Annotated in this window: 21 protein-coding genes; 9 read left to right on the plus strand and 12 right to left on the minus strand. The window is 62.0% G+C overall.

What is annotated here, in order from left to right; all coding sequences use genetic code 11:
• Window positions 1-45: 45 nt before the first annotated feature.
• Window positions 46-1,107: an alcohol dehydrogenase AdhP gene (gene adhP / locus JG743_RS17640; protein ID WP_202302694.1), complete on the plus strand. Its 1,062-nt coding sequence runs from the start codon at window positions 46-48 to the stop codon at window positions 1,105-1,107.
• 62 nt (window positions 1,108-1,169) lie between these two features.
• Complete coding sequence (locus JG743_RS17645; RefSeq protein ID WP_202292075.1) at window positions 1,170-3,851, plus strand: bifunctional acetate--CoA ligase family protein/GNAT family N-acetyltransferase; 2,682 nt, start codon at window positions 1,170-1,172, stop codon at window positions 3,849-3,851.
• A gap of 16 nt (window positions 3,852-3,867) precedes the next feature.
• Here JG743_RS17645 and JG743_RS17650 read toward each other — a convergent pair whose 3' ends face one another.
• Window positions 3,868-5,430, minus strand: a complete 1,563-nt coding sequence (locus JG743_RS17650) for a bifunctional aminoglycoside phosphotransferase/ATP-binding protein (RefSeq protein WP_202292076.1) — start codon at window positions 5,428-5,430, stop codon at window positions 3,868-3,870.
• Between the two features lie 47 nt (window positions 5,431-5,477).
• Window positions 5,478-5,876: a c-type cytochrome gene (locus tag JG743_RS17655; protein ID WP_202292077.1), complete on the minus strand. Its 399-nt coding sequence runs from the start codon at window positions 5,874-5,876 to the stop codon at window positions 5,478-5,480.
• A 176-nt stretch (window positions 5,877-6,052) separates the two neighbouring features.
• Here JG743_RS17655 and JG743_RS17660 point away from each other — a divergent pair, with 176 nt between their 5' ends.
• Window positions 6,053-6,889, plus strand: a complete 837-nt coding sequence (locus JG743_RS17660) for a universal stress protein (RefSeq protein WP_202292078.1) — start codon at window positions 6,053-6,055, stop codon at window positions 6,887-6,889.
• 46 nt (window positions 6,890-6,935) lie between these two features.
• On the opposite strand, the gene JG743_RS17665 is transcribed toward JG743_RS17660, so the two are convergent.
• The 5 genes from JG743_RS17665 to JG743_RS17685 all read right to left on the minus strand — a co-directional run bounded on the left by JG743_RS17665 (window position 6,936) and on the right by JG743_RS17685 (window position 12,479).
• Window positions 6,936-8,132 (minus strand): efflux RND transporter periplasmic adaptor subunit, encoded by a 1,197-nt coding sequence (locus JG743_RS17665; RefSeq protein ID WP_202292079.1) that lies wholly within the window; start codon window positions 8,130-8,132, stop codon window positions 6,936-6,938.
• Between the two features lie 4 nt (window positions 8,133-8,136).
• Entirely contained in the window at window positions 8,137-10,500 is a 2,364-nt protein-coding gene (locus tag JG743_RS17670; protein WP_202292080.1) for an ABC transporter permease, read from the minus strand.
• Window positions 10,501-10,504: 4 nt separating this feature from the next.
• Complete coding sequence (locus JG743_RS17675; protein ID WP_202292081.1) at window positions 10,505-11,212, minus strand: ABC transporter ATP-binding protein; 708 nt, start codon at window positions 11,210-11,212, stop codon at window positions 10,505-10,507.
• 89 nt (window positions 11,213-11,301) lie between these two features.
• On the minus strand, window positions 11,302-11,748 hold the full coding sequence (locus JG743_RS17680; RefSeq protein WP_202292082.1) for a pyridoxamine 5'-phosphate oxidase family protein: 447 nt from the start codon (window positions 11,746-11,748) through the stop codon (window positions 11,302-11,304).
• Window positions 11,749-11,759: 11 nt separating this feature from the next.
• Entirely contained in the window at window positions 11,760-12,479 is a 720-nt protein-coding gene (locus JG743_RS17685; RefSeq protein ID WP_202292083.1) for a phosphoribosyltransferase, read from the minus strand.
• Window positions 12,480-12,924: 445 nt separating this feature from the next.
• On the opposite strand from JG743_RS17685, the gene JG743_RS17690 reads away from it, so the two are divergent.
• From JG743_RS17690 to mgtA, 3 genes are all read left to right on the plus strand, one after another.
• Entirely contained in the window at window positions 12,925-13,257 is a 333-nt protein-coding gene (locus tag JG743_RS17690; protein WP_244672818.1) for a phasin family protein, read from the plus strand.
• A 52-nt stretch (window positions 13,258-13,309) separates the two neighbouring features.
• The gene (locus tag JG743_RS17695) at window positions 13,310-13,660 is read left to right on the plus strand and encodes a c-type cytochrome (RefSeq protein WP_202292084.1); all 351 of its coding nucleotides are present in this window, start codon (window positions 13,310-13,312) and stop codon (window positions 13,658-13,660) included.
• 258 nt (window positions 13,661-13,918) lie between these two features.
• Window positions 13,919-16,537 carry a magnesium-translocating P-type ATPase gene (gene mgtA, locus JG743_RS17700; RefSeq protein WP_202302698.1) on the plus strand — a complete coding sequence of 873 codons (2,619 nt, stop codon included), beginning with the start codon at window positions 13,919-13,921 and terminating at the stop codon, window positions 16,535-16,537.
• Between the two features lie 85 nt (window positions 16,538-16,622).
• Here the strand turns inward: mgtA and JG743_RS17705 are convergent, their stop codons facing one another.
• Both JG743_RS17705 and JG743_RS17710 read right to left on the minus strand, forming a co-directional pair.
• Window positions 16,623-17,090, minus strand: coding sequence for a DUF2231 domain-containing protein (locus JG743_RS17705; RefSeq protein WP_202292085.1), 468 nt, complete (start codon window positions 17,088-17,090; stop codon window positions 16,623-16,625).
• 118 nt (window positions 17,091-17,208) lie between these two features.
• A complete protein-coding gene (locus tag JG743_RS17710; protein WP_202292086.1) occupies window positions 17,209-17,601 on the minus strand; it encodes a hypothetical protein in 393 nt (130 codons plus the stop codon).
• 12 nt (window positions 17,602-17,613) lie between these two features.
• On the opposite strand from JG743_RS17710, the gene JG743_RS17715 reads away from it, so the two are divergent.
• The 3 genes from JG743_RS17715 to JG743_RS17725 are packed head-to-tail and all read left to right on the plus strand — an operon-like array spanning window position 17,614 to window position 19,945.
• A complete protein-coding gene (locus JG743_RS17715) occupies window positions 17,614-17,940 on the plus strand; it encodes a PepSY domain-containing protein (protein WP_244672819.1) in 327 nt (108 codons plus the stop codon).
• Entirely contained in the window at window positions 17,937-18,602 is a 666-nt protein-coding gene (locus tag JG743_RS17720; RefSeq protein ID WP_202292087.1) for a response regulator transcription factor, read from the plus strand. The genes JG743_RS17715 and JG743_RS17720 overlap by 4 nt, the downstream gene beginning before the upstream one ends.
• Window positions 18,602-19,945 (plus strand): sensor histidine kinase, encoded by a 1,344-nt coding sequence (locus JG743_RS17725; RefSeq protein WP_202292088.1) that lies wholly within the window; start codon window positions 18,602-18,604, stop codon window positions 19,943-19,945. The genes JG743_RS17720 and JG743_RS17725 overlap by 1 nt, the downstream gene beginning before the upstream one ends.
• A 9-nt stretch (window positions 19,946-19,954) precedes the next feature.
• Here JG743_RS17725 and JG743_RS17730 read toward each other — a convergent pair whose 3' ends face one another.
• From JG743_RS17730 to JG743_RS17740, 3 genes are all read right to left on the minus strand, one after another.
• Window positions 19,955-21,400, minus strand: coding sequence for an FAD-dependent oxidoreductase (locus JG743_RS17730; RefSeq protein WP_244672820.1), 1,446 nt, complete (start codon window positions 21,398-21,400; stop codon window positions 19,955-19,957).
• Between the two features lie 62 nt (window positions 21,401-21,462).
• Window positions 21,463-22,206 carry an FAD:protein FMN transferase gene (locus JG743_RS17735; RefSeq protein ID WP_202292090.1) on the minus strand — a complete coding sequence of 248 codons (744 nt, stop codon included), beginning with the start codon at window positions 22,204-22,206 and terminating at the stop codon, window positions 21,463-21,465.
• Between the two features lie 4 nt (window positions 22,207-22,210).
• Window positions 22,211-22,957, minus strand: coding sequence for an FMN-binding protein (locus JG743_RS17740; RefSeq protein ID WP_202292091.1), 747 nt, complete (start codon window positions 22,955-22,957; stop codon window positions 22,211-22,213).
• Window positions 22,958-23,006 lie beyond the last annotated feature (49 nt).

The following is a 23,006-nucleotide window of genomic DNA, read 5'->3' on the forward strand; positions in this document are numbered from 1 at the left end:
AATTGCTGTCGCCAAAGGTAAGGAGAATGCGCTGTGGTGAAGATGATGAAAGCCGCCGTGGTCCGTGAATTCGGCAGGCCGCTATCGATCGAACAGGTACCGGTTCCAGTGCCTGGGCCGGGCGAAATCCTCGTCAAAGTGATCGCGTGCGGCGTCTGCCACACCGATCTGCATGCCGTAGATGGCGACTGGCCGGTGAAGCCCGTGCCGCCGTTCATTCCCGGGCATGAAGTTGCCGGCGTAGTTGCGGCCCTTGGCCCCGGCGTGACGGACTTCAAGGAAGGCGATCCGGTCGGCGTAGCCTGGCTGCACGATGCCTGCATGCGTTGCGAATACTGCGAGACCGGTTGGGAGACGCTGTGCGAACACCAGCACGACACCGGTTATAGCTGTGACGGGGGCTTCGCTGAGTATGTCATTGCGGCGGCGCCCTTTGCCGCTCGCTTGCCAACTGGCGTCGATTTCGCGCAGATAGCACCGATCCTGTGCGCCGGCGTGACCACATACAAGGGTCTGAAGGAAACAGAGGCGCGGCCGGGCGAGTGGGTGGCTATATCCGGCGTCGGTGGTCTTGGTCACGTGGCAATCCAGTATGCCAAGGCGATGGGGCTAAAGATCGTTGCCTTGGATGTCGCACCCGAAAAGCTCTGTCTGGCCAAGGCCGCTGGGGCAGATCTTGCCTTTGACGCGCGCTCGCCGGATGTGGTGGCCAGCGTCATCAAGGGTACCGGGGGCGGCGCACACGGGATTCTCGTTACTGCGGTTTCGGCGCCTGCCTTCAGCCAGGCACTGCATATGGTTCGCCGCAAGGGTACGATCTGTCTGGTCGGTCTGCCGCCCGGCGAATTTCCGACACCGATCTTCGACGTCGTGTTGAAGCGCATTACGGTGCGGGGCTCGATCGTGGGAACCAGGCGCGACCTTGATGAAGCCATCGCATTTGCCGCCGACGGCAAGGTAAGGGCTGAAATCACCAAGGCGCGCCTTGAAGACATCAACACAATATTCGCCGACCTCAGGGGCGGTCGAATTCAGGGACGGATGGTGCTCGATTTTTCCGAGCCCGTTCGCAAGCCGGTGTCTGAACGCGCGGCCGTTCCCGCCTGACGAGAAATGAAGGTGTGGCGTCCTTGGTCGCCACACCTTTCGCCACGAACGGAGAAACAGGCGTGACGATCCGAAATCTCGAACATGCTTTCGCTTCGAAGTCGGTTGCAGTGTTTGGCGCATCGGTGCGCGACGGCTCTGTCGGTCGTGTCGTCTTTGACAACATCGTCAACGGCGGCTTCGAGGGTGAGATTTGGCCGGTCAATCCGAAATATTCGCAAGTGGCTGGGCGACGCTGCTTTGCGACAGCGGCCGAGTTGCCGGGCGTTCCGGATCTGGGGGTAGTCGTCACGCCACCAGAGACGGTCCCCGGTATCGTGCGCGACCTCGGCGAGAAGGGGACACGAGCGGCAGTCGTCCTTACCGCGGGGCTTACGCGCGAAAACGGTTTGCGCCAGGCGATGCTTGATGCCGCCAGGCCCACACTATTGCGCATCATAGGGCCGAATACGGTTGGTCTGATGATCCCGCCCCAAAAGCTCAACGCCGGTTTCGCGCATATGGCAGCCAGACCCGGCAATATTGCCCTGCTGTCGCAATCCGGTGCCATTGCCACTTCGCTGATCGACTGGGCGGCGGACAACAATGTCGGCTTCTCGCAAATCGTCTCGCTGGGCGACATGGCTGATGTCGATGTTGGAGATTGCCTCGACATGCTGGCTGGCGATGCGCGGACGAGGGCCATCGTTATGTATCTCGAAACCATACCCAATCCGCGCAAGTTCATGTCGGCGGCACGGGCGGCCGCACGCATCAAGCCGGTCATCGCGATAAAGCCGGGTCGGCATGAGTTGGCGGCAAAGGCCGCGGCGACGCACACCGGCGCACTTTCAGGAGCCGATCGGGTCGTGGAGGCAGCTCTCAGGCGGGCGGGCATCTTGCGCGTGAAAGGTCTCGCTGAATTGTTCGATGCCGCTGAAACGATCGCCCGCTTTTCACCTCTGGAACGAGCCCGCGTCGGTATCGTCACCAACGGCGGTGGCGCCGGCGTGCTCGCCGTCGACCAACTCGTCGACGGCAATGGCGAGCTGGCCGAGCTTTCGCAGACAACGATCGAGCGCTTGAACGGTGTGTTGCCGCGCACATGGTCGCACGCCAATCCGGTGGACATCGTCGGCGATGCGGCGCCCGAGCGCTACAAGGCTGCGGTCGAAGCCGTCGCGGCAGATCCTGGAACGGACGTCGTCCTGGTGATGAATTGCCCGACGGGACTTGGCTCGCCACTCGCGGCGGCGGGCGCGGTGGCGGAACTTGCCGAGGAAGGCAGGATCTGCGGGAAACCAGCATTGGCCTGCTGGCTTGGAGAACGCACGGCGCGCGAGGGCCGGCGTGTCCTGCAGGATGCCGGAGTGGCGAGCTTCGAGACGCCTGCGGACGCCGCGATTGCCGTTTCCTACCTCAGCGACTGGTCGCAAGCTCAGCGGGCGCTACTGCGCACGCCATCGAGCCGCGGCCAAGATATTGTCAGGGACCGCGAAGCCGTGCTTGCCATATTCAGACAGGTGGCGAGCGAGCGGCGGCGCATGCTGACGGAGCCGGAGGCCAAGGCCGCTATTTCCGCCTACGGCATTGCGGTGCCCCAGACGATCGTCGCCAAATCTCCTGCCGAAGCAGAGGCCGCTGCCGGACAGCTGCTCAAAACGTCCGAACACGTCGTCGTCAAGCTGCTATCGAAGGCAATTTCGCACAAGTCGGACATTGGCGGGGTCGTGCTCAACATTGCCGGCGCCTCTGCCGCCAGGGATGCTGCAACCGCAATCGGAGCGCGGGTGCGCAAGCAGGCTCCGACGGCCATAATTGAAGGCTATGCCATCCAGCCCATGGTGGTGCGAAGGCACGCTCAGGAACTCATCCTCGGCATGAGCCGAGATCCGATTTTCGGTCCGGTCATCCTGTTCGGCTCCGGCGGTGTGGCGGTCGAGGTGCTCGATGACACAGCCATCGCCTTGCCGCCACTCGACGATGTGCTCGCGGGCGACCTGATCGAACAGACGCGGATCAGCCGCCTGCTTGCCGGTTATCGCGATCGCCGGCCGGCCGATCGTGGGGCGATCGTTGCCGCGCTCAATGGGCTGTCGCAGATGGTCGTCGATTTTCCATGCCTCGTCTCAATGGACATCAACCCGCTGCTGGCTGATGCCGACGGCGTGATCGCGCTCGATGCACGCATCGAGATTGAACCAGAACGCGTGGAGGAGCCGGCGCCAAACCCAGCGCTGGCAATCAGGCCCTACCCGTCAGGCTGGAGCAGGGATTTTTCCGCAGACGGCGCTCGCTATCACATCCGGCCGATAAAGCCGGCCGACATTGCGCTCTATCCGGAATTCCTGGCCAGGATTTCGCCGGACGATCTGCGCCTGCGATTCCTGTCCCCGCGCAAGAACTTCCCGGACCAGATGCTCAAGCGGCTGACCCAACTCGACTATGATCGTGACATCGCTTTCGTCGCGCTGGAGGCGGGCACCGGTGCGCTGGCCGGGGTCGGCCGGCTTTCCTGCGATCCTGACCATAGGATCGGAGAATATGCGTTGCTGGTCCGGACGGACCTGCAGGGCCACGGCCTTGGCTGGGAACTGCTCAAGCAGATCGTCGACTATGCCAAGGCAGACAAGATCAACCGAATCGAAGGCATGATGCTCAGCGAAAACAACAAGATGTTGGCTATGTGTCGCGAATTCGGCTTCTCCATCGCGCACCACCCCGACCAGGCTGGTCTGTCGCTGGCAACCCTGGAGGTGGGCTGAACGAACTAGCTTCGCCTTACGATGCTTCCTTCAAAGGGACGCTCCGAGAAGAAGTTGCAGCTGGTAAGCAATCCAGCATTTCAGCGACGATATCGGTGAGCTTTCGATCAGCCTCGACCCTGCGCCAGGTGGGTTGAGCGATGTTTCGCTGCAATTGCCTGGAGAGTATGTCGACAGTGGCATCGGAAGGGCCACGCTTGCGCTCGCTCACCCGCTGCCAGAGGACGAGCGGGTCTGCTGCCAACCAGAATCCGGCAAACGCGATGCCCCGGTCATGCGCGACCTTCTCAATCCGGTCACGGTCTATCTCTCGGTCGAATACGGCATCGGTGACAACGCAACCGCCTTGGGAAAGGATCAATTCGCTGCGCCATACCATTTGGCGATAGACCCGTTCCGACACGCCCGGTCGATAGGCCTTGTCCGGCAACGTCGTTTCGGCGGGCACCCCATGCATGGCTTTACGGATGCGGTCGCTCTCGACCATGCGCGCGCCAGGCGGCGCGCCGACATGGGCGGCGAGCGCCTCGGTTACGGTCGTCTTGCCGGAGCCGCTCAAGCCGCCGATCGCGATCAGCCGGGGAGGCTCGCTTCTGAGCAGAGTTCGAGCGAGTTCGAAATACGATCTGGCCTCAGCAATCAGTCTTTCCGACTCGGAGCTGCCTTCCTCGACCTGCGTTGCGGTGACATGCGCGCGCACCGCGGCTCGCACCGCCATGAAAAAAGGCAGCAGGATGAACCCGTCCTCGTCGTCGGCTTCGTCCAGGTAGCGGTTCATCACCAGATTGGCGAATTCCGGAAAGCCCCGGTGCCAGAGGTCCATCAACAGGAAGGCGAGGTCATAGAGTACATCGATGCTGGCAATCTGGTCGTTGAATTCGATGCAGTCGAAGAGGCGGGGCTCGCCATCGAACAGGCAGATGTTGCGCAGATGCAGATCGCCGTGACAGCGGCGAATCTTGCCTGCGGCCTCACGCCGGTCGAGCAGGGCGGAATAGCGGGCGAGGGCGGTGCGAAAGGCCCCGGCGATCTGCTCAATCTCGTCTGTTTGGAAGACATTGCTGGTAGCAAAGCCAGCCGAGTTGATGTCGAGCACTCCCGCGAGGTTAGATGACCCCGTACCGGTGTGGATCTCCGGCGCGCCGCGATGGTATCGCGCAATCATGCCCGCAACCGTCGTCAGCAGCGCGGGCGTCAGTTGACCTGCGACTGCCATTCGATCGAGAAGCTTCGACTGGTCGAAGCGCACCATTTCGATTGCGGCATCAACCAGCTCTCCGGCTCCGTCGAACGTGAGCTTGCCGTCGATCCCTCGCGTGATCCGCCGCGCACCCGCATAAAGGCCCGGCGCGGTCTTCGAATTGAGCTCCACTTCCTTCTCGCAGGCGGTGAGGCGGAGGGCAGGCGTCGAGAAATCGACATAGGGCAGCTTGACCGCTCGCTTGAGCTTGAAGGCGCGTCGGCCGACCAGGAAGATGCGCGAGATATGGGTTTCAACCACCTCCACCGGTCCGGTCTCGCCATATTTGGCGGGATCGAGCAGCAGCGCGCCCACGGCTTCCTGGCTTTCAACGATCATTGCATGGCTCCTCTGCGCGGTGCCCGCGGGAACGTTCCACCTAGCGTCTATCGCTGCAGTGTCTGGACGTAGCCTGCCAGGTTGTGGATCCGTTCCGTGGTGACGATTTCTCCGCCGCTTGGCCCGTATTTCCTGACGTCATCGGGCAGGAATTGGCGGCCCCAGACCGGCATATCGCGCTCGCCATGTTCGGGCACCATGGTGCGGCCGTCGATCATGGCAAAGACACGCCAATACGGAAATTCGCCACCATTGTTTTTCGAAAGACGCGTCAGGTCGGCCGGGCGCTTCACCAATTCGTCGCCCAAGGGGCCGTCGCCTTTGCCATCGAGACCATGGCAGACCGCGCAGGAGTTCAGGTATTCCGCCTGGCCGTAGCTCATTTCCTGCGCAGTTGACGCATTGAAGGTCAGGCTTGTGAAAACTGCAGCGATCAGGAGCTTCATCTTCGTGTCCACCGATTGATCGGCTGAAGCTTACTGCTTCAGCGCGCGCCGCAGTTGATCGGGATCAATTGGGGCGTCGCAGATGATCTTTGATTCAGCGCAATGAACGCAGCGACCCATCTCGTTACGGTTGCAAGCGCAATTGAAGCCAAACTCGAAAGTCAGGAGCAGCTGCGATGTCATTCAAGACGATACTCACGGTCACGGAGCCAGGCATGAGTGACGTCGATCTGGAACTCGCTGCCGGCCTGTGCGAGCAGGTCAACGCGCACCTCGCTGTTCTCGTGGTAGCGCTGGCCGCGCCGCCGCCGGTTGGAGAGTTTGCCGCGATCGTCTCAGAAGACTGGCTGAAGGAGCGCCAGGCCGATGAGAAGCTGCTGAAGAAGAAGACAGCGGTCGTTTCGGCATTCCTTGCTGGCCGGACGCTTTCCGCTGATACCGTTACCGCATATCCGGAAGCCGGCTGGGCCGACGAGACCATCGGGCGCCGCGCCCGCTATGCCGATATCACCATTGTGGGACCGGAAGCGCTTGCCGGCGAGACGTTGAAAAGCAAAGTGGTCGAGGGCGCGCTATTTTCTTCCGGAAAGCCTTTGCTGCTCATCCCCAAGGGTTCTAGGCCGACGCTGAAGCCGAAATGCGTAATGGTTGCGTGGGATACCCGTCTGGAGTCATCGCGCGCCGTTCGCGAGTCGCTTGACATGCTGATCGGCGCCGATGAGGTGCATCTTGCCCTGGTCGATCCAGTCGAGGGCGAAGCCCATCACGGGGCGGAACCTGGTGCCGATGTCGCAGCCTATCTTGCCCGGCACGGCGTCAAAGTCACGGTCAGCCGTCTGCCGAGTGCGAACCACTCCGTCGCTGACGTTCTTCGCCAGCACGCGGTCGATTGTGGCGCCGAGCTGTTGGTGATGGGCGCATATGGTCATTCGCGGTTGCGTGAACGTATTTTCGGCGGCGTCACCAAATCGATGCTCGAAGGCCCGTCTCTGCCAACCCTTCTGGCGCGCTGATCAACGAAAACAACTTGGACCGGCCCGTTTCTGCGGTCGGCCAGGGCTATTGACGCCTCTCCACCGGGCCACCATCGACAAGGGTGTCGGATGGGTGGACGACAACGCTTGCACCGGGCTTCAGACCCGTCAGCACCTCGGCGACATCGTCATTCATGTGCCCGACCTGCACTTCCACTTGCCTGGCGCGACCACCGTCAGCAACAAAGACGTTCCACCGGTCGCCGTTTCTGAACAGCGCGCCGATCGGCACCTGCAGGCATTGGGCGCACTCCCAGACAGTCATTTCGACAAAGACTCGATAGCCGTGGCCGAGCCGGACGTCGGTGTCTTCCAGATCCAGAACGACCGTAACCCTCTGCTCCTCGATGCCAAGCGCGGAAACCTTGGTGAATGCCGCTGGATCGACGCGTCTCACCGTCGCACGCAACCCATGATCGCCGCCCCAATCGCTGATCTTAGCCTTTGTCCCAGGGGCAATGCGAACGGCATCACTTGAAAGCAGGTCGACAGCGATTTCCAGATCGTGGACGTTGCCGATCTCGGCGATCTTGGCGCCAGCCGCTACGGCCTGTTCGCTCCTTGCCATGACGGCAAGAACCGTTCCGTCAATGGGTGCGAGAAGATTGACGCAGCAGCTGTCACCGGTCGGATCCGACGGATCGGGCTGCAGCAGTCGAGCCTCTGCGTTGGCAAGTTCGGCGTTTCTGAGCCGGATGACTGCTTTCGCCGCATCCACCGCGGCTTTCTGCAGGTCGACTTCGTTGGTGAGCTTCTGCAAAGCGCTCTCCGAGACAAAGCCGGATCCGAACAGTTTGAACGCGCGGACCAATTCGTCCTCGGCAAGCTTCAAAGCCGATTGCGCGCGCTGCAATTCGACCTCGGCAACACCGACACCAGCGCGCGCTGCGTCGCGGCTGGCGAGCAATTCGGCTTCCGCCCGCCGGTCGATCAGTGGAGGGTCGAGCGGATGGATGGCAGCGACAACCGTGTTGTTCGCCTTCACCACATCACCCTCGTTCACCACCGTGCGCGTCAGATGCCCCGCAATCGGCGCCGATACTGTGTAGACGTCGCGCACCCGCGTCATTCCTTCCTCTCGGACCGTGACTCGCATCGGCGCTGCGGTGACTTCAGCCAAATCCACCAGCGCAGGCTGCTCGCGCAAAGCCCAGCCGAAACCTGCAATCAGCGCAAGCGCGACAAGCGCGAGTCCGAGGCGTTTCATCCAGATCGACTTCATCGGACTAATCCCTTGTCTTGAGGACACGCACGAGATCCAGTCGGTCGATGCGACGCCGCACAATCAGTGCCGAGAGAGTGGCCACTGCAAGCACGACCAGGCTGGCAAGCGCGAAAGTCGAACGGTTGACCACGAACGGTATGCGGAAGAGATCGCTTTCGAAGCCCCTGACGACAGACCACGAGAACAGATAGCCGAGCACCCAGCCAAGAGGCTGCGCCAGAGCCACGATGGTGGCCAGTTCGATGAGCAGGACGCTCGAAACCTCGCTCCTGGTGAAACCGAGCACGCGCAAGCCGGCGAGTTCTCGGGCGCGCTCGGAAAGCTGAATGCGGGCCGAGTTGTAGACAACGCCGAAGGCAATGATGACGGCAAGCACCGTGTAGACGCTGGTCATGATTGTGATGTTCTCGCCAATCGTCTCACGGAAGCGCTGACGCGATATGCCCTGCAGCGCGATCGAGGCGATAGCCGGCGTCTGTTTGATGGCGCTGTAGGGGTCGCCGAGGCGTGCCGGATCGATAGTTACCCTCACCCCGGAGACGCGTGGTCCGCCACCAACCAGCCGGTCGAGCGCCTCGGTCCGCATGTAGACGGCGAGCCCGACATAACTTTGGACAATGCTGGTCACGGGAACGCGGACCTTTTGATGCGCCTTTTCGAGCTGTTCGACCTCTGCCAGATCTCCAATACGCAGGTCGAGTAGCGAAGCGACCCTTTCGGACAGCATGAGGCCGGCCTGTGGTGGATCGATCGGAGCGAGATCGAGATCGAGAGCCCGGGCGAGATCGGCCTTTTGCGGAACACTGGAGATCACCAGCCGGCGCTCGCGATGGCCGTGGCGCAGGATCACTGCCGTTGCCCGGAACGGTTCGGCGCGCAGCACGCCAGGCATGGCGGCGACCGACTGCAGTGCGCGTGGTGATTGCTCGACCCCGAATGATAGGGTCGCGTCCTGTCGCTCAGCACGGAAGAACACTGTGTCGACCATGAAGGCGATGGAATCGAAGGAGAACAGCGCAGTGACCAGCAGAGCGACGGCAAGTGAGGTCCCCAATGCCGTCAGCAACGAGCGCAGAGGCCAGCGCACCAGATGTCTGAACGCCATGATGGTCAATTGCGAGAAAGCCGGCAGAGGATGTCGGCCGCTCGTGAGGAAGGCTCGGTATCGGGCCGGAGCCGGCGGTTGCATAGCGACCGCCGGTGCAAGGTTCACAACACTCCAGATAGCGCGCGCCGCGCCCAACAGGGCCGCCAGCGCGCTTATGGTGGCGGCGATGGCATACAAGTCGAGACTGTGCTGGAAGATGAGGAAGGGAAAGGAGAAGAACCGCGCATAGAGCGTGGTGAGACCGTGGCCCAGCCAATTGCCGGCACCCGCGCCAATGGCGATGCCGGTCGACGCGATCACCAGCGTCAGCTTTGCATAGTGCCAGCCGATTGCCCCCGATCCGTACCCAACGGCCTTCATCAACCCGATCTGTTCGCGCTCGAGCACGATCAACCGTGACAGGATCATGTTGACCAGGAAGGCGGACACGAAGAGGAACACCGGGGGGATGACGGTGGCCATTGCACGGAGCTGGATCAGCTCATTGTCGAGAAATGCATGGGATATCTGGTCGGTACGCCCATGCGTCCCGGTTCCTCCATACGGCTTCAGGATACGATCGACTGCGTCCTCGACTGCCTGGATGTCGGCACTGCGCTGCGTGCGCATGGCGACATCGTTGAATGCGCCATCCATGTCGAAGATGCCGGCGAGCACGGTTCGGGGCATGAAGAAGACGCCGAAGCGCCGCGGGTCCGGTACCATGTCGCCAGGGCCGAGCGCGTAGATGTATTCGGGTGTAAGTGCGATGCCCGTGACGGTAAGCGTCCGCTTGCGGCCGTTCAGGACGGCATCGAACGTGCTTCCGGGCGCCATGCGGTGCACGGTCGCGAAACGCTCGGTCACCGCTACCTCGCCGGGCCGTCCGGATTCAGGCAGCCGGCCGTTGCGCAGGTAAAGTCTGTTGACAGAAGGCTCGCCGCGATCGGGGATCGAGACGGCAATGGCGGTTGCCGGCTCAGCCATGCCAGGCATGTCCAGTAAAACCGGCTTGACGATACGCAATTCGATGCCGCTTATCCCCGCGATCGACGCCATGCGCTCGCGAAGATGCAGCGGCGCGCGCGTCAGCCCGGAAAAGACGGTGGCAAACCTGTAACGGTCGTAGAATGCGGCGCGGGTTTGCTCCAGCGAGCGATAGCCGCCGACGGCGATCACGATCGTGGCGACGCCGCAAGCCATGACGAGCGCGATGGCGAGGACCTGCGCCCACATCCGCAGGAGATCGCGCAGAAGTTTGCGATCGAGAACCGACACGACGCTACCAGCTTACTTCAGCGGGCCGTGCCCGCTGGTCGTTGATGGCGACGTCAGCGATGCGGCCGTCCCTGAAGGTGAAGACGCGGTGGGCGATCTGCCGGATACCGGCATTGTGCGTGATGATGGCCATCGTCGTCTTCATCTCCTCGTTGATCCGCGACAGCGCTTCGAGGACCAGAACGCCTGTCTTCGAATCCAGGGCGCCGGTGGGCTCGTCGCACAGCATCACTTCCGGGCGCTTGGCGATTGCCCGGGCAATCGCCACCCTTTGCTGCTCGCCGCCGGAGAGCTGGGCGGGGAAATGCGTTAGGCGGTCCTTGAGCCCGACCATCTCCAGCGCCTCCTCGGGTTTCATCGGATTGGACGAAATCTCCGTGACCAGCGCGACGTTTTCCCAGGCGGTCAGGCTCGGGATCAGATTGTAGAACTGGAACACGAAGCCGATATGATCGCGCCGGAAGCGGGTGAACTGCCTTTCTGAGAAGGTGGTCAGATCCTGGTCGCGAAAGTGCACCTCACCTGCGGTCGCGCGATCAAGCCCGCCCATAATGTTGAGGAGAGTCGACTTTCCGCTGCCCGATGGCCCAAGCAGGACGGCGATCTCTCCCTCATAGAGCTCGAGATCGACACCGCGCAGGGCGAACACCTCGATCTCGCCGGCGTCGTAGACCTTGGTCACCCCATGGGCAGAAAAAATCGGGTTTTGCATTCCTTGCTGCCCTCTTGAACGCAACCATTGTGGCGGCGTTCGCGGCCGGGCACCTTGACGCTCATCAAACAGTGCCTTCTCTGGGCGGCTTACTCGCTCGCCGCCCGGCCCGACACCTGCTCGATGAGGATCCGGAAGAAAACGTGCGGCGCGCTGTCGGAGGCGGGAGGAATGACCGGTTTGAGAGCACCTGGTTCCCACCAATCGGGATGCTTGCTCAACACCGTCCATGCATGATCGCGTTGGAGCTTGTAGCCGATCCGGTCAGGCAGTTCCTCGTAGCGGCCGTCGACAATCACACTTTTCCATGCTCGCCCTTGGCCGTGTTCGTCGACCTGGACGGACACAAGAGGGTTGGCTCGCATCCAGTCGATCTTCTTGCCCGGCATGGAAAACGCATAGAGATGATTGTCCGCATGGACGTAGTGGAACGGTACGATATAGGGCTGCCCATCCTTCGCGCATGCGAGGTGGCCGATACGATTGGCCGTAAGCAATTTCGTGCATTCCAGGTTAGAGAGTGTGCGGACCAGCATGGGCCGATCTCCTACTTTTCTGCGCCTGCTTCGCGCCGCTGTTTCTTTGTCACGATGATCTGTTTTTGCTTCCCGCGCTGCCTGGCACTTTGCGACCGGGCCGCTTTGTCCATCGCGGAGACGACGTCGCCGTCGGAAAGCTGCGGGAAGCCGAGATAGTGTTGACCGAGAGCATGAAAATGCGCCGGTTGATTGAGACAAACGATCCAATCCGCTTCGCAGGCAAGCTCAGCCAAAGTGTCCGGGGGCGCCACGGGAACGGCCACGACGACCTCTCGAGCCGAGCGCCTTTTGAGGGCACGGATCGCGACCTTCATCGTCGTGCCGGTCGCAACGCCGTCGTCGACGATGATTGCGGTCTTTCCGGCGATCGACAGGGGCGGATGTTTTCCGCGATAGGCAAGCCGGCGGCGCTCCAGCTCGGGCCGCTCACTGGCGATCAAGGTCCGAAGCTGGTCATCGTCGAGCGCGTAGGCTTCGACGATGTCTCGATTGAGCACGACATCCGGAGGATCGCCGTCGACGATCGCCGCAACAGCCAGTTCGGGGTTCCCCGGCGCTCCCACCTTGCGCACGATAATCAGGTCAAGTGGGGCCCTGAGGGCCTTGGCCACTTCAGCCGCGACAGGAACGCCGCCTCGCGGTAGGGCCAGCACCACAGGCTGATGCAGCCGGAGCTTTTCCAGTTCGATGCCAAGCTTTTGTCCGGCTTCCTGACGGTCACGAAACATCGGTCAATCCACCGTCCACAATTGACGAAGTGACTTCTTCATCGAGTTTCCTACCTGCACGATCTCGCCAGCTTCAGCCATGGACTTGTCCTCGAAGTGAGTTTGATCGGCAGGTACCGCCGCCTCGACCCGTCCACCCCTCCAGGGAAGGGGCGCCAGAGCCCGAGGTCGGCGGACCGCTCGCCAGGAACCCTTGCCGAGTTGGTTCATCGCTTCGCGAATCCGCGCTTGCGACGCGATCCTCCGCGCCCGCTTCGCCAAAGCCGGTAAACCTGACGAGGGCTGCATCAAAGCACCTCGCCGACGGAGCCGTATTGATCTGGGTCAAGGGCTCCGCGCCTGGGTACTGCGGCAAGGGTGTACCTTGATCTCGATCAACGACGTTCCGTCGGCTCGGGTTAGCTTTCTTGAAATACCCATGACGAAACGGAATGGACCAATGACGATGACCAATGGCCAGAAGTTCCTCTTTGCCGCGGCCGACCTTCAGGCGACTGCTCTCAAGGCCGCCATACGTTGTCAGATCGAGACGCTTTCCTTCCTGAAACGCCGCTGCGAGCAAAACGTCAAACTGATCGATGATCTCTTCGCTGGCGACGAGTTCGTGGACGTTTTCGATGTCACCAGCAATTTTCTGCAGAACGCGACCTCGGACTATGCGACTGAGGCCGGTAATCTCGCCCGCGTCGGGTCGCGGCTCACCTCGGACATGGCCAGGCGCGTGCGCAGGGAAGCCGAGAGTGCCATCGAAGACATGGCGGCGAGCACCGTAGCGTGATCGGCTCTCGAGGAAGTACAGCCGTGGGCAAAACCACCGGAGGGGCATTGCGATGAACTTGGCACGGCTGAGCCGATTGTTAGCATGTGCTCTGCATGTGGTGGCCCTTGCTGCGGCGTTTGGCCTGTCCGGCAGTTGGGCAAGCGCCGATCCGGTATCGCACGGGAAGGCATTGGTCGAATCCAATTGCGCGCGATGCCACGCTATCGGAAGAACAGATAAGAGCAGCCACCCCGACGCTCCTGCATTTCGCGTCTTGTCGCAGCGCTATCCGATCGCGGATCTCGAAGAGGCGTTGGCCGAGGGCCTTTCGACCGGGCACCCCGATATGCCCGAATGGGTTGCCAGCCCCGATCAAATCGACGCTATCCTTGCCTATATCGAAACCCTGCAGCAGCCGTGATTGCCGCCGCAAAGGTCGGAACCATTTTGCTCGGCGCCTCTAGGATTGATCTTCCAGGGCGCGCTTGCCGTCGATGGTTCCTGCCTTGTTGTGGGTGGTTCGTCCAGGATCGGTCATAGCCGTCCGTGGGAAGGCTCATTGATCCCGATCAAGGAAGGAGCCCGCCATCTGGCGCTCCATGTCGCGCCGGTCTCCGGTCATGGTGTCCGGCGAACTCAACCAGTCCGGACGCGATGCAGCGGCAAGCGAAGGGACCAGATGCGATCTGCCCTCATATCGACAGGCGCCACCGGCGACGGCTATTGGTCGATCGAAACACACGAACTCCTGCGCCGGCTGCAAACGTCCGCTTCGGGGCTTTCAAGTGCCGAGGCGGCGTCCCGGCTTGCAGAATGCGGACGAAACACCCTGGTGTCCCGATCCGGCATGTCGGCGCCGGCCGTCTTTGTCAGGCAGTTTCGCAGCGCACTCGTCCTCATTCTCATCTTCGCGGCCATCGTCTCGGCATTTGTCGGCGAAGGCCAGGAGGCCGCGATTATCGGCGCGATTGTGCTGGCTAGCTGTGTCCTGAGTTTTACCCAGGAGTACGGCGCGTCGCGTGCGGCAGAGGCGCTCAAAAGGCGCATTTCGAGCAAGGCCGCGATCCGGCGTGACGGCGTCGAGCGATCGATCGGAGCCGAAGACGTTGTGCCCGGCGATGTGATCCGGCTCTCGGCAGGAAACCTTGTTCCCGCGGATGGCATCATTCTGGATGCGCGCGATTTCAATGTCAGCGAGGCCGTGCTGACCGGCGAGACCTTTCCAGTTGTGAAAGCGCCGGGCCGGTCTGCGCCAGGCGCTTCCGTCGCCCAGCGCAGCAATGCCGTCTTCGCAGGGACGTCGGTCCGCAGTGGCACCGCGACTGTGCTTGCGGCGGCAACCGGCCAGCGCACCGAGTTCGCGGCAATCGCAGCGGCCCTCGAACGACGTGTCCCGGAGACGGACTTTGCCAGGGGGATCAGGCTTTTCGGCTATCTAATGACGGAGATCATGCTGGCGATTGTCATACTGGTGTTCTTCGCCAATCTTCTTCTCCATCGGCCGCTGATTGAATCACTGTTGTTTTCCCTGGCGCTCGCGGTCGGCCTTACCCCGGAACTTCTTCCGGCGATTATCAGCGTGACGCTGGCTCGGGGTGCCCATGCCATGGCGGCCAATGGCGTCATCGTTCGCCGTCTCGATGCCATCGAGAATTTGGGCAGCATGGACCTGCTCTGCACCGACAAGACCGGAACGCTGACGGAAGGGGTCATTCACCTCGACGGATGGCTCGATCCCGATGGCAACTTATCCACGGATGTCCTGCTCTGGGCGCGTCTCAACGCGACCATGCAGACCGGATTGAAGAACCCGCTTGACGAAGCGATAGCCGGCACGCAAGGCACAGACGCAAGGTTGACCGCCTTTGCGAAGGTCGACGAGATTCCCTACGATTTCATCCGTAAGCGCCTTTCCGTTGTCGTGCGGACCAAGGACGCCGAAGACCTCCTGATCACAAAGGGCGCAGTGCAGAATGTCCTGAACGCCTGTGGGTTTGTTCAAACCGCAAAAGGGTCGCAGCCCTTGGACGACACGCTTCGCGCCGCAATCGACGAGAAGTTCCGACGCTGGAGCGCGGACGGCTATCGTGTTCTGGGAGTGGCAATCCGCCACCTCAAAAGCCAGGGGGCCGGATCGAGGAAGGAGGAGACCGATCTGACGTTCGCAGGCTTCCTGCTCTTCCTCGATCCGCCGAAGGACGGTGTCAAGGAGACGCTGACGGCACTCGCCCACCGTGGCATTGCCGTCAAGGTCATTTCGGGTGACAACCGTTACGTCACCGCGCATCTTGCTGACGCACTCGGCCTGCGGGCTGACAGGATCATGACCGGTGAAGACCTGTCGAAACTGACAAAGAGCGGACTTTTCGCAGGCGTCCAGCGGACCGATCTCTTCGTCGAGATCGATCCTAACCAGAAAGAGCGCATCGTTCAGGCTTTACGCAGCTGCGGCCATGTCGTCGGCTATCTGGGCGATGGCATCAACGATGCGCCCGCGCTGCACGAGGCGGACATCGGCATCTCCGTCGACACGGCTGTCGATGTCGCCCGCGAGGCCGCCGACATCATCCTCCTGAAACAGGATCTCGACGTGCTCGTGCGCGGGGTTGACGACGGCCGCAAGACGTTCGCCAACACGATGAAGTACATCTCCATTACGACCAGTGCCAATTTCGGCAACATGATCAGCATGGCCGTCGCGTCGCTGTTCCTGCCTTTCTTGCCACTTCTGGCGGCACAGATCCTGCTCAACAATTTCCTGTCCGACATTCCTTCGCTTGCCATCGCCACCGACAATGTCGACCGGGACCAGCTGCGTCGGCCGCGCCGTTGGGACATCAGCTTCGTCAGGCGATTCATGGTCGGCTTTGGCCTGGTCAGCTCGCTGTTCGACCTTGCAACCTTCGCTTTCCTGCTGCTTCTTGCAAATGCGACGGCGGCTGCGTTCCAGACAGGATGGTTCGTCGAGTCGCTGCTGACAGAGCTCGCCATCGTGCTCATCGTGCGCACGCACAAGGCGTTTTGGACGAGCCGCCCCAGCCCACTGCTTGCCTGGCTTACGCTGGCTGTTGCGCTTGTCGCGATCGCGATGCCCTACCTTCCCTTCGCTGCGTACTTCGGATTTGTGCCTCTGCCCCTGCCTGTGCTTGTCGGGCTCATCGCCATCACCGGGGTGTATCTATTGGCCTCGGAGATGACGAAGCGCTGGTTCTTCGAGCATGAAAGCAGACACCAGCATCGATCAAGGGCAGGGCGCGCTCTCGGCGGGACCGTACCCCATTCAACCCGCATCCGATGAGAGCCGCATGGTTGAGGTCCGAAGCATGGTGGGGAATGCAGCCGCTTTGCCGATCGACAATTGTCGACAGGCTTGGAGACAGGCCTCAGCCGCCTGTGGCGGCTCTGGCCACATTCACACCCAGATCATAGACAAGCAGGCCGCCGTAGTAGGCGGTGACGGTTACAAGTGCCGCGCCTGCAACTTCGATTACGGGAACGGCGATCGCCAGTGGCCCCAACTCGCGATTGCGGACCCACAATGCGACTCTGACGACCCCCCAGGTCAGAAAGGCAAATGCCGTGATTCCGCCAAGGCTTTCGTGCGTCTCCGCTATGGCACTGCTGAAGCCGGCAGCTTCGGCATGGTCAAGCGCCAGTCCGCCGTAGAACCAGGTTCCTATGGCGAAGACTCCCGCTGCGAGCGCAACGAATGTGGAAATCGTGCCCACGCCCGAGCGTCTCGTCACGGCATTGCTGCTCGCAAGCGCCACGAGGTCGAGGACCACGAGCGTGTAGATGAGCACAATGGGAAAATGCACGAGGATGGGGTGGATATGCTGGATTGCGATCATCAGAAAAGCTCTCCGGAGACGGGCTTGGAAATTGGCGAAGCGAAGGGGGGGCTCGGCGTTGGCGACGAGCTGGCGGGGCAGGCGTCAATGATGCCCAGGCGGGATCAGGTCGGTGATTTCAGTCGTCTTCTTCCCGGCCGTCGTCATCGGTGCTGTTCAAAGCGGCCTTGTCGGAGGTGAGGCCGTCGCCGCATCCGTCGTCATCGCCCACGCCCTTGATGGCCATGGGGCCGGTAGCATCCTGCATGGGGATAGCGTCGAGATTGATCGGCCCGGCCTGCGCGGCGGAAGGTGACGCGCTGCACGAGCTTTCGTCCGATCCAGCGACCGCCGGCGGGGCAAAGATGGTCAGGCTCCCAAGTGCTAGGAGCAAAAGCAGGGAATTGCGCATGGTTTCGACATCCTTCTCGGCGCTGCCATGATTGGCGGCGATCATGCCTTGATAGAGAACCCTTGCTTGCAGGCAGCTGAGGATGGCTGACAGCGGATTGAAAGCTTCGACGTGCGACATGCCGAGTTCATGATGGCCAGTTTGAAGCGCCTCGCTATCTTGGGCCTGACCGGGCTTGTCCTGGTCCAGCCGGTAGACACGCGCGCCGACGAGGACGACGATGGCGACCACGACCGGGCGCGGGACCTTTATGAGCAGGGCGAAATAAAGGGCCTTGCCGATATCCTCGACATCGTACGCGCGCAGGCCCCGGGCGACGTCGTCGCGGTCAATCTCGTGCGTAAAGCCAACAAATGGGTCTACCGGTTCCAGGTCGTCGGCGCCGACGGCCGGCGAACGATCGTCGATGTGGACGCCGGTGCAGGTGTCATCCTGCCCGACGGGGAGGGGGACAGATGAAGATCCTCCTGGCTGAGGACGAGGCCCGCATAGCCGCCGATGTCGCGACTGCTCTCAGGGCATCCGGAATGGCTGTCGATTTGGTGCAGGACGGCGAAGCTGCCTGGTTTGCTGGCGATGTGGAGAACTATGACGCCGCCGTTCTGGATATCGGCCTCCCCAAGCTCGATGGCCTTACCGTCCTGAAGCGCTGGCGGGCCAACGGACGCCGGTTTCCGGTTCTCATTCTGACTGCAAGGGGGATGTGGACGGAGCGTGTGGAGGGCATTAATTCCGGCGCTGACGACTATCTTCCGAAGCCCTTTGAAATGGAAGAACTGCTTGCCCGGTTGCGGGCAATCCTGCGTCGCTCAGCTGGGCAGGCGGCACCCGTGTTGAAGTCCGGCCCGTTGCTTCTGGACACCCGCCAGATGCGCATCACTCTGCGCGGCATTCCCGTTTCTCTTTCGCCGCTGGAATACCGGCTCCTGGCGTTTCTGATGCATCACGCCGGGCGGGTGGTAGCGCCGACAGAACTTGCCGAGCATTTGTACGATTCAGGGAATGACCGCGATCCGAACACGATCGAGGTCATTGTAGCGCGGCTGCGACGCAAGCTCGGCAGCGATGTCATCGAAACAAGACGCGGCTTCGGCTACCTGATACCCGATGATCCCGCCTGATGGGTAACTCTATCCGCTTCAGGCTGTGGTTGGCGGCAACCATCTCGATCCTTGTCGCGCTCGCCATCGCCGGCGCCGGCTTGCGCTATCTGTTCGAGCTCCACGTCGAGCGGCGCGTGGTGGGCGAACTGACGGTCGACCTCAACGAGCTGATCGGCGCAACGACCTTCACAAGCGACGGCCGCCTTGTCGTGACCCCGGTGCTCACCGACCCTCGTTTTGCCAATCCGCTGTCAGGTTACTACTGGCAGGTGGAGGACATCGGCACCGGCAGTCTCGAGCGGTCGCGATCATTGTGGGACGCCAAGCTGGTCCTGCCTGCCTCGGGCGAGGGCGGCGAACTGCGGACGGTCGAAGAAATCACGGGCCCTGCCGGAGAACTTAGCATTGCGGTCGAGCGTACGATCATCGACGCCGGAGGCCGGTCCTTTCGCGCAATCGTGGCGGAAGATCATCGAACCGTTGAGGTGTCTGTTAGCGAATATGTTCGCGATCTCGCTCCAGCTCTCTTGATGCTCGCTGCAGTTCTCATGGCCGCGTTTTTCATCCAGATCACCGTCGGCCTTGCGCCGCTGCAGACCCTCAGGGTCGCCGTCAGAAACGTGATCGCGCAGCGAACGGCACGGCTCGAGGTGACGGCACCAAGCGAGGTGCAGCCGCTCGCCGACGAAATCAATCGTCTTCTCGATGCCCAGGAGAAGGCTCTTGCACGAGCCCGCTCGCGCGCTACCGATCTGGCGCACGGTCTCAAGACGCCGCTCCAGGTGCTGTCGGCCGACATCCGTGCGTTGCGCAGGAAGGGCGAAACGGATCTGGCCGACGAGATCGAGAAGAGCGCTGGAGCGATCCGGCGCCATGTCGAGCGGGAGCTCGCGCGCGCCCGCCTGGCGCCCGGCGTTGCCGGCATGGCATCCTGCCGGGTATCGGAGACTGCGGCGGGTGTCATTGCCGTCGTCAGAAGGACGCCAAGCGGCAAGCGGCTTTCATTCACGATGGACGTCGCGGAGGATTTGACGGCGCCAATCGACGAAGGCGACCTGTCCGAAATTCTGGGCAATCTGGTCGAGAACGCCGCGCGCTACGCAAAGTCGTCGGTCCGTGTCCACGCATCCGCCGCAGTTGGAGAGGTGATCGTCGCGGTCGCCGATGATGGCCCGGGCATACCGGATGCCGATCGGCAATCCGCCTTGTCACGCGGCGTCCAGCTCGACAGCAAGGGCGGCGGCAGCGGCCTTGGCCTGGCCATCGTTTCCGACATCGTTGAAGCCTATGGCGGACACCTTGCCATGGACAACGCCGATCCGGGTCTGGTCGTGACCTTTTCCCTGCCGAGACACAGTTGAGCGCGTGCTTCACGCGAAACCCGGGAAATAGTCGACCTTTATGTTCGAGCGGCGAACGCCCATGGCCAGCAGCCTTTGGCGCAAAGCCTTGACCATCGCCTGCGGGCCGGAAATGTAGAAGGTGCGTTCAAGGAAGTCGGGTATCGCCAGACGTACCAGGCGCTCGTCGATGTATCCGGGGTACTGGCCGCGCTCACCTCCTCGCGCCACGGCGTGGACCGTCTTGATTCCAAGTTCCCGCCTGGCGGCATCAAGCACGTCGCGATAAGCGATGTCCTGCTGGCCTTCGGTTCCGTAGAGGACGACGATCGGTCGCCGCTCTTTGCGGTCGAGGAGATATTGCAGCATCGAGCGGAACGGCGTGATGCCGATGCCTCCGGCCAGAAACGCGATCTTGGTCTCACGCCGGGCGGGCAGCGTGAAGTTGCCGGCCAGTTGCGCGGCGTGGATCGTGCTGCCTGGCTTCATGGTCATCAGTTCGCGCTTGAAAGCGCTTGATTGCGGATAGAACTTTACGCCGAGGCGGACCGTTTCCTCCGTCGGCGCTGATGCAACCGTGAAATAGCGGCGGTTGCCGCGATTGTCGGCACGATCGAGGCCGAGTGTCCATTCGAGAAACTGGCCGGGCTCAAAGGCGAGCTTGCGCGGTGACCGGAAGATGAAGTCAAAGCAATCGACGGCCGATTGGTCGATACGTTCCAGGGTCAGCACGAAGCGCCCCTTCGGGCCTGCCGCATAGGCGAACAAGTTGCCGGCGAGCAGTGCCAGTTCCGGTGTGAAATAGAACGAGCCGATGTGGATGTCGGGCGCAAACAGAAAACCGACGATGGCGGCAAAGGCGATACGCGGCCATCGCATCGTCGGAGCGGTCAGCGGCTCAGTCAGCATCACAAAGGCAAAGAACAGCAGAGGCGACGAACCCAGGGTCTCGGCAAGCGCGGTCCAGTACTGCGATGGGTCCGTGGTTGCCAGGATGGTCGCCAGTGCCACGACAACGAATGTGGAGACAAGATCGAGCCGGCGCAGTTTCCGGACAATGAGCATGCCGCCGAGGAGCACGAGCGGAAGCAACGCTAGATTGCCGCCAACCCACCAGGTGGCGGGTTGGTCGAGCAGCAGCGCGGACAGCGCCACGCCCAATGCAGCCGGATTGAAAAGATGCTTCCGCCGGATGGCGAGAATGAATTTGGATGAAATCGCCCAGACGGACGTGAATGCCAGCGCCGCGATCCCCTTGCTGTCCGTGGCGGCTACCGGATCGAGGATGAGCGCAAGGATGAGGGCTGTGATGTAGACGGATTCGTTGTTGGCCGGGACTGCGAAGATACGCGCGAAGACCTTGTTGGTGAGCCAGCAGGCGGCCAGGGTTAAAGCGGTCGTGAAGGCGAGTGCAATCGGATCATGTGGCACGAGCCTGACCAAGCCGAGCACGAACGCTGCCCCGACCAGCGCCATCAGATAGTAGAGGACCAGCCGGTACATGGTCAGTTGATCGAGAAATCGGTCGACGGTCTTGATCATGGCAGGCAAAGGGCTCCGAACCCGCTTGTCGGTGTGGCGCGGCCATTGGTGTCGACGACATACCCCTCCAGGCCAGGCGTCTGCTCGACGAACAGAATGCCGTCCCGGCCCATGGCGAAGGCAGCAGTGGCGAAACGATCGGCTTCGAGCACATCGGCGCCAATGACGGTCAGGCTGACGATGTCCTGGATTGGACGGCCAATTCCATGCGGATTGTAGATGTGTTGGCCGCGGACATAGGTGCCGGAGGTCGCCATGCCGCGGCCGCGGGGATAGACGACCTTTACGATCTCGTCGGCGTTGAAGGGATTGCGGATGCCGACGCTCCAGTCATAGCCCGAAGCATTCTTGCCGCAGGACTGGACGTCGCCTCCCGCCTCGATGAAGAAATCCCTTATGCCGGCTCGCTGAACGATGGCTGCCGCGTTGCGGATGGCCCAGCCCTTGACGATACCGGAAGGATCGAGCGACCCGTCGGGCTTGCGAATATCGAAGTAGCCGTCCGTCTCGCCTTTCGTCCGTTCGGCGATAGCCAGCACTTCCAGCATCTCGCCGCTCCAGTCGGCGACCGGAACATCGCCGCGGTTGATGGCCGCGATCTCACTATCGGAGCGGTATGTGCTGAAGCGCCGGTCGATCTGCTCGAAATATCCGTAGACCGTTTCGATCAGCTCACCCTTCGACGCGCCGGCTATATCGACCGTGACGGGCATCCCCATGAGGATCCGTGTCGCGCGCATGAAATTAGGACGACGCCTTCTTCAGCGCGCCGCCAAGCGACTGGATGAAGGCTCTGCTGGTCAACGTCGCACCGGAGATAATGTCGACATTGGCGCTTTGGGCACTGATCGCCTCGTCGCGCAGCATGGGCAGCGCCTGTCTGTTGATGCTGACGGAAGTGCGGCGGTCCGACGGATACTTCAGCACTTTCAGCGCCGTCAGGCGTCCGCCCTGGACGAGGGCCTGGATCTGGATGATGCCATAATAGGCATCCGCGGCTGGGCCGGTGTAGACGCCATCGGCATAACCATGCGCCGCCAGCTTCATGCCCGTACGGATGACGCGAGCCGGCGCATCCGGGTATGCCGGCCTTGGCTGGGGAATGGGTATGTAGACGGCAGGCGTGACGGCGAAGGTCGGCGCTTGCGGCGCGGCTGCGCTGACGAAGGGCGCAGCCGGCGGCGCGGATGGAACCGCCGGCGGCATCGCCGGAACACTTGACCTCAGGGCTGGCGCCGCAATGCTGGCCGGCGTTTCGCTGGCGACGGGGAAGCGGGCCGTGACTTCCGTTTCGAGCGGCGCCGGAACAGCGCGAATTGCGGGCAGGGCGGTGCTGTGGGCGGCTACGTTTGATCGCCCGACAGGCGCCGCTGCCGCGTCCGCCGGGAGTCCGAAATCAAGGGTATCTTCGGCTGGGCTCTTCCCCGCCTCGTCCCACACATAAGCGCCTGAGGCGGCGATCACTAAAAGCGACAGGGCAATCTGTTTCATCCGAATTGTTCCACGTTGTGGGCGCGAAGCCGGTTTGGGCGCGTATGAC

It is taken from the genome of Mesorhizobium sp. 131-2-1 (assembly GCF_016756535.1).
Lineage (GTDB): Bacteria > Pseudomonadota > Alphaproteobacteria > Rhizobiales > Rhizobiaceae > Mesorhizobium.